Source organism: Lysobacter solisilvae, from assembly GCF_016613535.2.
GTDB classification, from domain to species: domain Bacteria; phylum Pseudomonadota; class Gammaproteobacteria; order Xanthomonadales; family Xanthomonadaceae; genus Agrilutibacter; species Agrilutibacter solisilvae.
Map to the genome: position 1 here is coordinate 794,349 of NZ_CP071518.1, position 14,325 is coordinate 808,673.

At 63.8% G+C, this 14,325-nt stretch carries 6 protein-coding genes, 2 tRNA genes and 3 rRNA genes; 4 read left to right on the plus strand and 7 right to left on the minus strand.

Going from position 1 to position 14,325, the window contains the following annotated elements:
* Positions 1 to 4 precede the first annotated feature (4 nt).
* Complete coding sequence (gene gpmI, locus I8J32_RS03605; protein ID WP_200615137.1) at positions 5 to 1,576, minus strand: 2,3-bisphosphoglycerate-independent phosphoglycerate mutase; 1,572 nt, start codon at positions 1,574 to 1,576, stop codon at positions 5 to 7.
* 104 nt (positions 1,577 to 1,680) lie between these two features.
* On the opposite strand from gpmI, the gene I8J32_RS03610 reads away from it, so the two are divergent.
* The 3 genes from I8J32_RS03610 to I8J32_RS03620 all read left to right on the plus strand — a co-directional run bounded on the left by I8J32_RS03610 (position 1,681) and on the right by I8J32_RS03620 (position 4,717).
* A complete protein-coding gene (locus tag I8J32_RS03610; protein ID WP_200615136.1) occupies positions 1,681 to 2,358 on the plus strand; it encodes a DUF4097 family beta strand repeat-containing protein in 678 nt (225 codons plus the stop codon).
* Positions 2,359 to 2,475: 117 nt separating this feature from the next.
* On the plus strand, positions 2,476 to 4,227 hold the full coding sequence (locus I8J32_RS03615) for a M28 family metallopeptidase (RefSeq protein WP_200615135.1): 1,752 nt from the start codon (positions 2,476 to 2,478) through the stop codon (positions 4,225 to 4,227).
* Positions 4,228 to 4,318: 91 nt separating this feature from the next.
* A complete protein-coding gene (locus I8J32_RS03620; RefSeq protein WP_200615133.1) occupies positions 4,319 to 4,717 on the plus strand; it encodes an MAPEG family protein in 399 nt (132 codons plus the stop codon).
* An 830-nt stretch (positions 4,718 to 5,547) separates the two neighbouring features.
* Here the strand turns inward: I8J32_RS03620 and rrf are convergent.
* From rrf to tyrS, 6 genes are all read right to left on the minus strand, one after another.
* Positions 5,548 to 5,660, minus strand: a 5S ribosomal RNA gene (rrf, locus tag I8J32_RS03625).
* A 148-nt stretch (positions 5,661 to 5,808) separates the two neighbouring features.
* A 23S ribosomal RNA gene (locus I8J32_RS03630) occupies positions 5,809 to 8,674 on the minus strand.
* Between the two features lie 259 nt (positions 8,675 to 8,933).
* Positions 8,934 to 9,010: transfer RNA gene (locus I8J32_RS03635), tRNA-Ile, on the minus strand.
* 21 nt (positions 9,011 to 9,031) lie between these two features.
* A tRNA-Ala gene (locus tag I8J32_RS03640) sits at positions 9,032 to 9,107 on the minus strand.
* A 102-nt stretch (positions 9,108 to 9,209) separates the two neighbouring features.
* Positions 9,210 to 10,751, minus strand: a 16S ribosomal RNA gene (locus tag I8J32_RS03645).
* The 16S, 23S and 5S rRNA genes sit together here with 2 tRNA genes alongside, the layout of an rRNA operon.
* Before the next feature lie 514 nt (positions 10,752 to 11,265).
* Positions 11,266 to 12,456: a tyrosine--tRNA ligase gene (tyrS, locus tag I8J32_RS03650; RefSeq protein ID WP_200615070.1), complete on the minus strand. Its 1,191-nt coding sequence runs from the start codon at positions 12,454 to 12,456 to the stop codon at positions 11,266 to 11,268.
* Positions 12,457 to 12,726: 270 nt separating this feature from the next.
* Here tyrS and I8J32_RS03655 point away from each other — a divergent pair, with 270 nt between their 5' ends.
* Positions 12,727 to 14,178 carry a M23 family metallopeptidase gene (locus I8J32_RS03655; RefSeq protein WP_200615068.1) on the plus strand — a complete coding sequence of 484 codons (1,452 nt, stop codon included), beginning with the start codon at positions 12,727 to 12,729 and terminating at the stop codon, positions 14,176 to 14,178.
* Positions 14,179 to 14,325 lie beyond the last annotated feature (147 nt).

Consider the following 14,325-nt stretch of genomic DNA (forward strand, 5'->3'; position numbering starts at 1 on the left):
CCGGTCAGCCGTTGCCGGCGGCGGGGGCGCTGTCGACGAGCGGGTCGACCAGCAGGCTGTGCCCCGTCATCTCCCCCGGCTGCGGCACGCCGAGCAGGTCGAGGATGGTCGGCGCGACGTCGCGCAAGGCCCCGCCGGCACGCAGGCGCGCCTGGCGCGGGCCGCAATAGACGAAGGGCACCGGGCCCACGGTGTGCGAGGTATGCGGCTGGCCGGTGACCGGGTCGCGCATCATCTCCACGTTGCCGTGGTCGGCGGTGACCAGCAGCGCGCCGCCGGTGTCGCGCACGGCCTGCAGCACCGCGCCGATGGCCACGTCCACCGCCTGCGCGGCCTGGATGGCGGCGGCGAGGATGCCGCTGTGGCCGACCATGTCGGGATTGGCGATGTTGCAGATCGCCACGTCGATCTCGCCCGAACGGATGGCGTCGGTCAGCCGGCGGGTCACTTCCGGGCAGCTCATTTCGGGCTGCAGGTCGTAGGTGGCGACCTGCGGGCTGGGCACCAGCACGCGCGACTCGCCCGCGTAGGGGTCCTCGCGGCCGCCGCTGAAAAAGAAGGTGACGTGGGCGTACTTCTCCGTCTCGGCGATGCGCAGCTGGCGCAGGCCGTGCGCGGCGAGCACTTCGCCCAGCGTGTTGCGCAGGTCGTCCGGGCCGAAGGCCAGGGGCGCGGGCAGGCGCGCGTCGTATTCGGTGAGGCAGACGAAGCGCGACAGCGCCGGACGGCGCGCGTCGTAGCCGTCGAACCCCGGAGCGACGAACGCGGCCGTGAGCTGGCGCGCGCGGTCGGCGCGGAAGTTCATGAACACCACGGCGTCGCCATCGCGCATGGGCGTGCCCGCCCCGATCACGGTCGGCGCGACGAATTCGTCGTTCTCGCCACGGGCGTAGGCGGCTTCGAGCGCGGCGACGGCATCGGGGGCCACATGCGCGGCCGCGGATTCGACGATCGCGTCCCACGCGCGGCGCTGGCGGTCCCAGCGCTTGTCGCGGTCCATCGCGTAATAGCGGCCGCTCACCGTGGCGATGCGCGCGTTGCCGGCGACCTCGCAGGTGGCCTGCAGGCGCTGCAGGCTGGGCAGCGCGGAGCGCGGCGGCATGTCGCGGCCATCCAGGAAGGCGTGCACGGCGACCTGCGGCACGGCCTCGCGGCGGGCCAGTTCGATCATCGCCAGGATGTGGTTCTCGTGGCTGTGCACGCCGCCGGGCGAGAGCAGGCCCATCAGGTGCAGGGTGCCGCCGCCATCGCGGGCGGCCGCGCAGGCGGCGCGCAGTTCGGCGTTGGCGAAGAAGCTGCCGTCCTCGATCGCCGCGTCGATGCGGGTGAGGTCCTGGTAGACGATGCGGCCGGCGCCCAGGTTCATGTGGCCGACTTCCGAATTGCCCATCTGCCCGTCCGGCAGGCCCACGTGGCGGCCTTCGGTGTGGATCAGGGTGTGCGGGCACTGGGCCAGCAGCTGGCGCCAGTTCGGGAGTTCGGCCTGGGCCAGGGCGTTGTCGGTGGGGTCTTCCCGGTGTCCCCAGCCGTCGAGGATGAGCAGGACGACGGGCTTGGGACGCGGATGGGACGACACGGGCGGCTTCCGGTGACTTCGGGCAGGGGCAAATTGTAGCGGAGCGGGTTAAACCTGATGCCGGGGCTGCGCATCCAAGCCCATGAACATCCAAGGAGCACCGCATGAACCGCAACCGCATCCTCCCGGCGTCCCTGGCCGTCGCCCTGGCGCTGGCCGTCGCACCGGCCGTGGCCGCCACCGGCGACGTGTCCAAGGTCAACGGCAGCATCTCCGTCGACGACGGCGAGCAGGCCGGCGCGCTGGAGACCGTCAACGGCAGCATCAACATCGGCGACCGCGCCCGCGTGGGCAGCGCCGAGACCGTCAACGGCAGCATCAAGGTCGGCGACACCGTCAACACCGGCACGCTGGAAACGGTGAACGGCAGCATCCGCACCGGCCGCAACCTCACCGCCAAGGGCGACCTGAGCACCGTCAACGGCAGCGTGTTCGTCGACCGTGGCGGCAACGTCGGCGGCGGCGTGGAAACGGTCAACGGTTCGATCGGACTGGTCGACACCGACCTGGGCGGTGGCATCGAAACGGTCAATGGCGACGTGACGGTGGGCGTGGACTCCCACGTGCGCGGCGGCATCCACTACGAGAAGCCGCGCACGCAGTGGGTGAGCATCGGCGAGCGCAAGATCCCGCGCGTGGTGATCGGCCCGAATGCCCGCGTCGACGGCGCGCTGACCTTCGAGCGGGAAGTGGTGCTGTACGTGCACGGCACGGCGCGCACCGGCGCGATCACCGGCGCGAAGGCGATCCGCTACGACACGCCCGCGCCGCCCGAGAAATAAGCGGCTTTGCCCGGCGCGTCCGCCTCGCCGGCGGACGCGCGAAAGGCCCGATTGGGGATGACGGGACCGTCCGGGGGCATGGCTAGAATGGAAGCCTACCTGCCCGCTGGAGGCTCCATGAAATCTGCGTCCTACCTCTGCGCCGTGGCGCTGGCGGCGGGCCTGGCCGGCTGCGACCGCGCGCCGGCGCCCGACAACGCCGCGCCCGCGGCCGCCCCCGCGACGACCACGACGGCCGCCGCCAGCCGCCACGACTTCGACGATGCGATCAACGCATCGGACTTTGCCGAACATGTGCAGACGCTGGCGTCCGACGCGTTCGAAGGCCGCGGACCCGGCAGTGCGGGCGAGGAGAAATCCGTCGCCTACATCGAGTCGCAGTTCAAGCGCATCGGGCTGAAGCCCGGCAACGGCGACAGCTACTTCCAGACCGTGCCGATGGTCGAAACCACGGCCGACGAGAACGTGACGCTGCACCTGGATGTCGACGGCAAGCCGCGTGAGCTCAAGTTCGGCTCCGACATGGTGATCGGCACCCGCACCGGGCAGCCGAAGGTCAAGGTGGACGGCAGCGAACTGGTGTTCGTCGGCTACGGCGTCAACGCACCCGAGCAGGGCTGGAACGATTACGCCGGCGTCGACGTGAAGGGCAAGACCGTGGTGATGTTCATCAACGACCCGGGCTTCCACCAGCAGGATCCGAAGCTGTTCGAAGGCAAGCGGATGACCTACTACGGCCGCTGGACCTACAAGTTCGAGGAAGCCGCGCGCCAGGGCGCCGCGGCCGCCCTGCTCATCCACGACACCGAAGGCGCCGCCTACGGCTGGGACGTGGTCAAGAATTCCTGGAGCGGCGCGCAGTTCGACCTGCGCGCGGCCGACGACACGGCGCCGCGCCTGCCGCTGCAGGGCTGGATCACCGGCGAGGCGGCGCGGTCGCTGATGTCGGCGCTGGGCCAGGACCTGGACAGCCTGTACAAGGCGGCGGGCACGCGCGGCTTCACGGCGATGCCGCTCAAGGCCAAGGCCTCGGTCGAACTGACCAGCGTGATCAGCGAGAAGTCCTCGCGCAACGTGATCGCGCGCCTGGACGGCGCGGCGCATCCGGGCGAAGCGATCGTCTACATGGCCCACTGGGACCACCTGGGCAACCACGCGCACGAAGCCGACGAACACGGCGGCGCGGACGGCAAGGCCGGGGCCGACACGATCTACAACGGCGCCATCGACAACGCCACCGGCGTGGCCGGCATCCTGGAGATCGCCGAGGCCTTCGCGCAACAGTCGCCCAAGCCCGACCGCTCGCTGGTGTTCCTGGCGGTGACGCTCGAGGAGTCCGGCCTGCTGGGCTCCAAGTACTACGTGGCCCACCCGGTCGTGCCGCTGCAGGACACGGTTGCGGTGATCAACCTCGACGCCATGCCGGTGATCGGCAAGGCGCGCGACATGACGGTGGTGGGCTTCGGCAGTTCGCAGCTGGAGGACATCCTCAAGCCGCTCGCCGCGGCACAGGGTCGCAGCCTCCATTCGGAAGCCACGCCGGAGGACGGCTTCTATTTCCGCTCCGACCACTTCAACTTCGCCAAGGCCGGCGTGCCCGCGCTGTACGCCAAGGGCGGCGATGACTTGCTGGAGGGCGGCGTGAGCGCAGGCCAGGCGGCGCAGGTCGACTATCGCGACCATCGCTACCACAAGCCCGCCGACGAGTTCGACGCGGCGTGGAAGATGGACGGCGTGATCCAGGACCTGGAAGCGCTGTACGGCGTTGGTCGCGAACTGGCCGGCAACACGCAATGGCCGACCTGGTACGAAGGCAACGCGTTCCGGGCGGCGCAGCAGAAACTGCGTCCGGCCACGTCCGCGCCCTGACCGGCGACAGGGCAAGCCAGGCAACGGCGCCGGAAGGCGCCGTTGTCGTTTGTGGGCTAGGCTGCCGGCAACCACCACGGAGAACTGTCCGATGCTGACGTTGTCGACCGCGTACTGGTGTGTCCTGGTTGCCGCGCTGCTCCCCTACGCCTGGGTGACGGTCGCCAAGGCCAGCGGCGAGCGCTACAGCAACCGCGATCCGCGCGGCTGGGTGGCCCGGCAGGAAAACCCGCGCGTGCAGCGCGCCTACGCCGCCCATCTCAACGGCTTCGAGGCCTTCGCGCCGTTCGCCGCGGGCGTGATCCTGGCGCAGCTGGCCGGCGTGCCGGTGGAGCGGATCGCCACGCTGGCGCTGATCTTCGTCGCCCTGCGGATCGTCCACGGCCTGATGTACATCTTCAACCAGCCGCTGCTGCGCAGCGCGGTCTGGGCGGGCGGCTTCGCCTGCGTGGCGATCCTGCTGGTGCAGGCGGCGCTGGCGGTGGGCTGAGGCGGGGCACCGACGCCGCGCGTCGGGCACGCAAGAGGCATCTGGGGATCGTTGGGTCGCGGGGTCGTGTCGGCAGTCAGCCGACGGGCCGGTGGTGCGGCCGCGGCCGCGGCTGCTGGCCCAATCTCTGATCGAACCGGACACGCGCAGTGGCGGACGTGCGCACGACATTCGGGCGCCGTCCGGTCCTTGCATGGGCGCGGTCGGCGCCGTCCACTCCTTTGCGTGGGCGCGGTCACGGCGGGTTGCGGCAGAGCGGGCAGCCGTGGCCGTCCTACGGCCGGTGGGTTGCGACGGACAGACGCGGCGGATCGCCGTGCCGAGAGCAGGTTGCCCAAAGGCGCGGCGCGCTGATCTCCTGGGTCCCTGACGAACCTCGCCCTGCGCCCGCGAACCGACGCCCGCCGCATACAGGACACCGGGGCGCGAGTGCGGTCTTTCTGCCGGAATCGTCGGCGAACGCGCTGCCAACTCCGGGACGGGGTCGGTGCCCACGCAGCATCTCGATCGCCTCGCAGCCGGAAACTCACGAGGCCAACTCGAAGCGACGGTTACCTGGGTGTAACCGGGAGCCCGAGACCCGCCGGCAGAGACCCTGGACTGGTGCGGCTGGGATCGGGGGTCGGCGCGCCGTTCGGCATGCCCGACCGCTGCTCATACGCGTCCGGCGGCAAACCGCGGCCGCGGGTGTCCGGGAATCGCAATTCATTGCGGAACAGTTAGCTCGGAACTGGATTCCGTCGCCGGTCCATTTAGTTCCGAGGGGTCTGTGATTTAGTTTCGCGCAAAGAAGAAGCCCCGACCTTTTGGGTCGGGGCTTCGGTGTAAATGCTCAGCAATGACCTACTCTTGCATGCGGATGCACACTACCATCGGCGCGGTTGCGTTTCACTTCCGAGTTCGGGAAGGGATCGGGTGGTTCCACAACGCTATTGTCACTGAGCAAGCTGGTGAAGCAGCGCTTTTGGCGCCTGCTTGCGTCTTGTTGCACGAAGGGGATGCCCCCTGCGGGCGTAAAGGTTTGGGAACGTAGCGAGTTGGTCCTGGTTGGTCTGCGACGTAATCGCGAGTCCAAGGCCACTTGAGGTTATATGGTCAAGCCACACGGATCATTAGTACAGGTTAGCTCAACACATTGCTGTGCTTACACACCCTGCCTATCAACCACCTGGTCTTGATGGTTCCTTTAGGGGACTTGAAGTCCCGGGAGATCTCATCTTGAGGCGCGCTTCCCGCTTAGATGCTTTCAGCGGTTATCGCTTCCGAACATAGCTACCCGGCCGTGCCATTGGCATGACAACCGGAACACCAGAGGTTCGTCCACTCCGGTCCTCTCGTACTAGGAGCAGCCCCTCTCAAATCTCCAACGCCCACGACAGATAGGGACCGAACTGTCTCACGACGTTCTGAACCCAGCTCGCGTACCACTTTAAATGGCGAACAGCCATACCCTTGGGACCGACTACAGCCCCAGGATGTGATGAGCCGACATCGAGGTGCCAAACACCGCCGTCGATATGAACTCTTGGGCGGTATCAGCCTGTTATCCCCGGAGTACCTTTTATCCGTTGAGCGATGGCCCTTCCATACAGAACCACCGGATCACTAAGTCCTAGTTTCCTACCTGCTTGATCCGTCGATCTTGCAGTCAAGCACGCTTATGCCTTTGCACACAGTGCGCGATGTCCGACCGCGCTGAGCGTACCTTCGAGCTCCTCCGTTACACTTTGGGAGGAGACCGCCCCAGTCAAACTACCCACCATACACGGTCCCCGATCCGGATTACGGACCTAGGTTAGAACGTCAAGCACATCAGGGTGGTATTTCAAGGTTGCCTCCGCCGAAGCTAGCGCCTCGGTTTCATAGGCTCCCACCTATCCTACACAGACGAACTCAACGTTCAGTGTAAAGCTATAGTAAAGGTTCACGGGGTCTTTCCGTCTTGCCGCGGGAACGCTGCATCTTCACAGCGATTTCAATTTCACTGAGTCTTAGGTGGAGACAGCGCCGCTGTCGTTACGCCATTCGTGCAGGTCGGAACTTACCCGACAAGGAATTTCGCTACCTTAGGACCGTTATAGTTACGGCCGCCGTTTACCGGGGCTTCGATCAAGAGCTTTGCCTTGCGGCTGACCCCATCAATTAACCTTCCGGCACCGGGCAGGCGTCACACCCTATACGTCCACTTTCGTGTTTGCAGAGTGCTGTGTTTTTGATAAACAGTCGCAGCGGCCTGGTTTCTGCGGCCCTCCTCAGCTATTAACCATGGAGGGCGTACCTTCTCCCGAAGTTACGGTACTATTTTGCCTAGTTCCTTCACCTAAGTTCTCTCAAGCGCCTGAGAATTCTCATCCTGCCCACCTGTGTCGGTTTACGGTACGGTCTGCGTAAGCTGAAGCTTAGGAGATTTTCCTGGAAGCGTGATATCAGCAGCCTAGCCCTAATGGGCCGGTCCTTAGTCTCAACGTTGCCCCCCCGGATTTGCCTAAGGGGACCGCCTCAACTCTCTCACCAGGACAACCAACGCCTGGCCTGCTTAACCTTCTCCGTCCCTCCATCGCACTTACGCGAGGTGCTGGAATATTAACCAGCTTCCCATCGACTACGCATTTCTGCCTCGCCTTAGGGGCCGACTCACCCTGCGTCGATTAACGTTGCGCAAGGAAACCTTGGGCTTTCGGCGTGCGGGCTTTTCACCCGCATTATCGTTACTCATGTCAGCATTCGCACTTCCGATACCTCCAGCAGACTTCTCAATCCACCTTCAACGGCGTACGGAACGCTCCTCTACCGCGCATACTAAAAGTATGCACCCCAAGCTTCGGTTTATCGCTTAGCCCCGTTAAATCTTCCGCGCAGACCGACTCGACCAGTGAGCTATTACGCTTTCTTTAAAGGGTGGCTGCTTCTAAGCCAACCTCCTGGCTGTCTGTGCCTTTCCACATCGTTCACCACTTAGCGATAAATTTGGGACCTTAGCTGTGGGTCTGGGTTGTTTCCCTTTTCACGACGGACGTTAGCACCCGCCGTGTGTCTCCCGCGCAGTCTGTCTTGGTATTCGGAGTTTGCCATGGTTTGGTAAGTCGCAATGACCCCCTAGCCATAACAGTGCTCTACCCCCAAGAAGATTCACGCGAGGCGCTACCTAAATAGCTTTCGAGGAGAACCAGCTATCTCCGGGTTCGATTAGCTTTTCACTCCTAATCACACCTCATCCCCTACCTTTGCAACGGGAGTGGGTTCGGGCCTCCAGTTGATGTTACTCAACCTTCACCCTGGGCATGACTAGATCACCCGGTTTCGGGTCTACTGCCCGCGACTATGCGCCCTTATCAGACTCGGTTTCCCTTCGCCTCCCCTATACGGTTAAGCTCGCCACGAACAGTAAGTCGCTGACCCATTATACAAAAGGTACGCAGTCACCCCGAAGGGCTCCTACTGCTTGTACGCACACGGTTTCAGGGTCTATTTCACTCCCTTCACCAGGGTTCTTTTCGCCTTTCCCTCACGGTACTGGTTCACTATCGGTCGGTCAGGAGTATTTAGCCTTGGAGGATGGTCCCCCCATATTCAGACAGGGTTTCTCGTGCCCCGCCTTACTCGATTTCACTGGATGAGGTCTTTCGCATACCGGGCTGTCACCGTCTATGGCCGAGCTTTCCAACTCGTTTTGCTAAACCTTACCCAGCTTAAGGGCTGGTCCCCGTTCGCTCGTCACTACTGGGGGAATCTCGGTTGATTTCTTTTCCTCCGGGTACTTAGATATTTCAGTTCTCCGGGTTCGCTTCAACAGGCTATGTATTCACCTGAAGATACCTCTTGCGAGGTGGGTTTCCCCATTCGGACATTGCGGGATCAATGCTTGTTGCCAGCTCCCCCGCACTTTTCGCAGGCTGCCACGTCCTTCATCGCCTCTGACCGCCAAGGCATCCACCGTGTGCGCTTATTCGCTTGACCATATAACCCCAAGTCGCCTCGGGATTTGTCTTGTGCCAGGGGGTACAAAGCCCCGGCGCGAATATCAACGACATTTCAAATGTTAGGACCTCTCACGCTTGCGCGCGGGGTCCCGCCTTAGCCTCACGACACGTCTGTAGACCGATTGTCTCAGAACGCTCGCTACATTCCCAATTTTCAAAGAACGCGAATCCGGCCTCAACGCCGCATCCGCTTCAAATCTTCATGTGTGTGCGCAGTTCAAAGTTCACGTCGGGAGTGGTGGGTCTGGGAGGACTCGAACCACCGGCCTCACCCTTATCAGGGGTGCGCTCTAACCACCTGAGCTACAGACCCAAAAATCGGGCCCAACTGGTGTGGTGGAGCTTGTCGGGATCGAACCGACGACCCCCTGCTTGCAAAGCAGGTGCTCTCCCAGCTGAGCTAAAGCCCCATCGCGAAACGGGACGCTCCCGCAGTGAGATGCCCCACCGGGAACTTTGAATGCAGGTCACTTGTGCGGACGCCTGACAGGCTTGGCCTGTCTTTAGTCTCTAAAGGAGGTGATCCAGCCGCACCTTCCGATACGGCTACCTTGTTACGACTTCACCCCAGTCATCGGCCACACCGTGGCAAGCGCCCTCCCGAAGGTTAAGCTACCTGCTTCTGGTGCAACAAACTCCCATGGTGTGACGGGCGGTGTGTACAAGGCCCGGGAACGTATTCACCGCAGCAATGCTGATCTGCGATTACTAGCGATTCCGACTTCATGGAGTCGAGTTGCAGACTCCCAATCCGGACTGAGAGAAGGTTTCTGGGATTGGCTCACCCTCGCGGGATTGCAGCCCTCTGTCCTTCCCATTGTAGTACGTGTGTAGCCCTGGCCGTAAGGGCCATGATGACTTGACGTCATCCCCACCTTCCTCCGGTTTGTCACCGGCGGTCTCCTTAGAGTTCCCACCATTACGTGCTGGCAACTAAGGACAAGGGTTGCGCTCGTTGCGGGACTTAACCCAACATCTCACGACACGAGCTGACGACAGCCATGCAGCACCTGTGTTCTGGTTCCCGAAGGCACTCCTCTATCTCTAAAGGATTCCAGACATGTCAAGGCCAGGTAAGGTTCTTCGCGTTGCATCGAATTAAACCACATACTCCACCGCTTGTGCGGGCCCCCGTCAATTCCTTTGAGTTTCAGTCTTGCGACCGTACTTCCCAGGCGGCGAACTTAACGCGTTAGCTTCGATACTGAGTGCCAAGTTGCACCCAACATCCAGTTCGCATCGTTTAGGGCGTGGACTACCAGGGTATCTAATCCTGTTTGCTCCCCACGCTTTCGTGCCTCAGTGTCAGTGCTGGTCCACAGGTGGCCGCCTTCGCCACGGATGTTCCTCCCGATATCTACGCATTTCACTGCTACACCGGGAATTCCGCCACCCTCTACCGCACTCTAGGTCGCCAGTATCCAATGCCATTCCCAGGTTGAGCCCAGGGCTTTCACATCAGACTTAACGAACCACCTACGCACGCTTTACGCCCAGTAATTCCGAGTAACGCTTGCACCCTTCGTATTACCGCGGCTGCTGGCACGAAGTTAGCCGGTGCTTATTCTTCCGGTACCGTCATAACCCAAGGGTATTAACCCTAGGCTTTTCTTTCCGGACAAAAGTGCTTTACAACCCGAAGGCCTTCTTCACACACGCGGCATGGCTGGATCAGGCTTGCGCCCATTGTCCAATATTCCCCACTGCTGCCTCCCGTAGGAGTCTGGACCGTGTCTCAGTTCCAGTGTGGCTGATCATCCTCTCAGACCAGCTACGGATCGTCGCCTTGGTGGGCCTTTACCCCGCCAACTAGCTAATCCGGCGTCGGCTCATCTCTCTGCGTGAGGCCCGAAGGTCCCCCACTTTCACCCGTAGGTCGTATGCGGTATTAGCGTAAGTTTCCCTACGTTATCCCCCACAAAGAGGCAGATTCCGACGCATTCCTCACCCGTCCGCCGCTCGCCGCCAGGGTTGCCCCCGCGCTGCCGCTCGACTTGCATGTGTTAGGCCTGCCGCCAGCGTTCACTCTGAGCCAGGATCAAACTCTTCACTTAAAATTACAGGATCCGAAGATCCAATCTTTTGAATGCAGAGCCCGTTCCAGAACTCAAATTACTCGCTTGCATTTCTGCATTTGATTCATTTGTTGCTCTGTTACGAACGTCTGCTTATGGACAGTTTCAACCGGCCAGACGTCCGCACAAGTTACCTGCGCACACTGTCAAAGATCTGCAGGATCGGCCTCAGCGCCTCACCCCTTTTTCGCTCCACCCCGTCGCACCAAAGTGCCCGAGGGAGCCGCACATCATACAGCGATTTTCAGGGCCGTCAACACCTCGTGATGACCTTTCTTACCGCTCCCCGCCGTCCCGTTCAGCCCCTCAAGGGCGTCCCGATCAGCGGGGCGCGCATTGTGCATGGGTGTGCGGGGAATGGGAAGGGGTGCAGATGAAATTCTTCAGGTTTTTTGCGTCGCCCTGGAACGCGCGGCCTGCGGCGGGTTAACCCGCCGCGTTGATGCCCGCTTCGACGTCCAATCCGCGGCCCGCGCGTGCCGCGGCGCCGTACTTACTCGTTGACCAGCCGCACGCGCGCGAAGGTGCGCTTGCCCACCGCGAGAACGGCCTCGAATCCGGGCGCGAACAGCCGCTGCGCGTCTTCCACCACTTCGCCGTCGATACGCACCGCGCGCTCCTTGAGCTTGCGGTTGGCTTCTGAATTGCTCGGCGTCAGTCCGGCCGCCGTCAGCAGCGCGGCGATGCGCAGGCCCTCGGCGGGCACACGGACGTCGTGCAACGGCAGCGATGCGGTGTCGCCCTCTCCGCGTACCGCGGCGTTCCACCCGGCGACCGCGGTGTCCGCGGCCTGGGCGCCATGGAAGCGGGCCGCCAGCTCGCGCGCCAGGCGCAGCTTCAGATCCCGCGGATTCAGCTCGCCCGCCTGGATCTGCTGGCGGAACTGCGCCATCTGCGCCACGGAGATCTCGAAGCTCAACAGTTCGATCCAGCGCCACATCAGCACGTCGTCGATCTTCATCGTCTTGGTGACGATGTCGATGGCCGGCTCATTGATGCCGATGTAGTTGCCCAGCGACTTGGACATCTTCTGGACGCCGTCCAGGCCCTCCAGCAGCGGCATCGTCAGCACGATCTGCGGCGGCTGCCCGAAGTGCTCCTGCAGGCCGCGGCCCATCAGCAGGTTGAACTTCTGGTCGGTACCGCCCAGCTCGACATCCGCCTTCAAGGCCACCGAGTCGTAGCCCTGCACGAGCGGATACAGGAACTCATGGATCGCGATCGACTGCTGGGCGGCGTAGCGCTTGGAGAAATCGTCACGCTCGAGCATGCGCGCGACCGTGTGCTGCGAGGCCAGGCGGATCATGTCGGCGGCGGACATCTGGCCGAACCATTCGCTGTTGAAGCGCACTTCCGTGCGCTCGCGGTCGAGCACCTTGAACACCTGCTCCGAATAGGTCTGGGCGTTGGCCAGCACGTCCTCGCGGGTCAGCGGCTTGCGGGTGACGTTCTTGCCGGTGGGGTCGCCGATCATCCCGGTGAAGTCGCCGATGAGGAACACCACCTGGTGCCCCAGGTCCTGGAACTGCCGCATCTTGTTGAGCAGGACGGTATGGCCCAGGTGCAGGTCCGGCGCGGTGGGGTCGAACCCGGCCTTGATCCGCAGGGGCCGGCCGGAAGCGAGCCGCGACTCCAGCTCGTCCCGCTTGAGGATCTCGTCCGCGCCGCGGGCGATGAGCTCCATGGCCGCATGAAATTCAGATGAAGGCACGATTCAGGTTCTCGTCAGCTTTGTCGTGAGCCTGAACAGGCCCCCGGACGTGAAATTCGTTAGGGAGAGGTTAACACCCTGTTAAACCGGGTTGCACGTCAAAATTCCTTTACCGGTCAATGATTTGACGTGTACTGCTCACGTGACTATGGTACCCCCGTCGCACGCGCATCACACGCGTGCAACGCGCAACAGAACGGTCCGCCTAGTCAGGGGCCGGTACTCATCAGGGGAGCAGTGGGCATGATCAATTCCGAAGCACGCGCGCAACGGCGTCAACGTCTGGACGCATTGCGCGAATCGGTGCTGCATCGCCCCGTCTTGGCACGCCATTTGAGCGAAGGCTTCAACGGACGCTGGTCGCGTCGCCAGTGGGCCCACGCCAGCCTGTTCGCCACCCTGGGCATGCTCGTGGCCGCCATCGTGCCGGGCTTCCGCGCGATCGAGCCCGCCACGCCGCTCACGCCAGCTCTACATTCAATGGCGCTCCCGCTGCCCACCCTGCCGATGGCGCGCCTGCGCGGCCAGCCGGGTGACAGCTGGCAGGCCGTCCGCGTCGAACGCGGCCAGACGCTGGGCGCGCTGTTCGAACAGTTCAATATCCCCGCCGCCACGCTGCAGCGCGTGATGAAGCAGCCCGGTGCGCGCGAATCCCTGAGCCGGCTCAAGCCCGGCATGGAACTGCAGTTCGACGTGCCGGTGCCGGCGCCGGGCCAGCAGGTCGCCCTGCGCGGCCTGCGCTTCGACCGCGGCGACAGCCACCGCGTCGAGCTGAGCCTGGATGGCGAGAACATCCGCGAGAAGGTCATCGAGCGGCAGACCGAGACCCGCACCGTGGTGCTCAGCGGCAAGGTCGGGCGCTCGCTGTTCCGTTCGGCGCGCAAGCTGGGCCTGTCGCCGAGCAACGTCAACACGCTCACCGGCGAGATCTTCAAGTACGACATCGACTTCAACGAGGACGTCGGCGCGAACGACCGCTTCAGCGTCGTGGTCGAGCAGACCTGGCGCGAAGGCGAGCTGGTCAAGACCGGCCCCGTGCTGGCGGCGACCTTCACCACCGGCAAGAAGCTGCACAGCGGCTTCCGCTTCGAGCGCAACGGCAAGCCCGAATACTTCACCGGCGACGGTCGCCCGCTGAAGAAGAGCTTCATCCGCATGCCGATCCCGTATGCCCGCCTCACCTCCGGCTTCGGCGCGCGCCGCCATCCGGTGCTGGGCCGCATGCGCATGCACAAGGGCGTGGACTACGCCGCCGGCACCGGCACGCCGATCATGGCCGCCGGCGACGCGCGGGTGGTCTCGGCCGGCTGGCAGGGCGGCTACGGCAACGCGGTGGTCCTGGACCACGGCCGCGGCTACACCACGCTGTACGGCCACATGTCGCGCCTGGGCAAGATCAAGCGCGGCCAGCGCATCGGCCAGGGCACGGTGATCGGCTACGTGGGCACCACCGGCATGTCGACCGGTCCGCACCTGCACTACGAATTCCGCATCAACGGCGTGCACCGCAACCCGCTGTCGATCACGATGCCGCCGCCGGAGCCGCTGACCGGCGGCCCGCTGGCGCAGTTCCGCAAGCAGACCTCCGTCGCCCTGGCCCGCATCCAGGAAGTGGAGAACATCATCTACGCCGACGTCTCGCCGGTGAGCTCGAAGGTGGCCGCCGTGGCCTCCAAGCCGGGCAAGAAGGGCTGAGCGTCCGCGTCAGCGGCGCCGCCTGAGAGGGCCGATCCCACCGGATCGGCCCTTTTCTTTTGCGCTCGCCGCAACGCCATCGACCTGGACCGCCGCGCTCCCTTAGCATCGGCCACGGCGCGCCGCGTGGGCGCGCCCGACACTCCC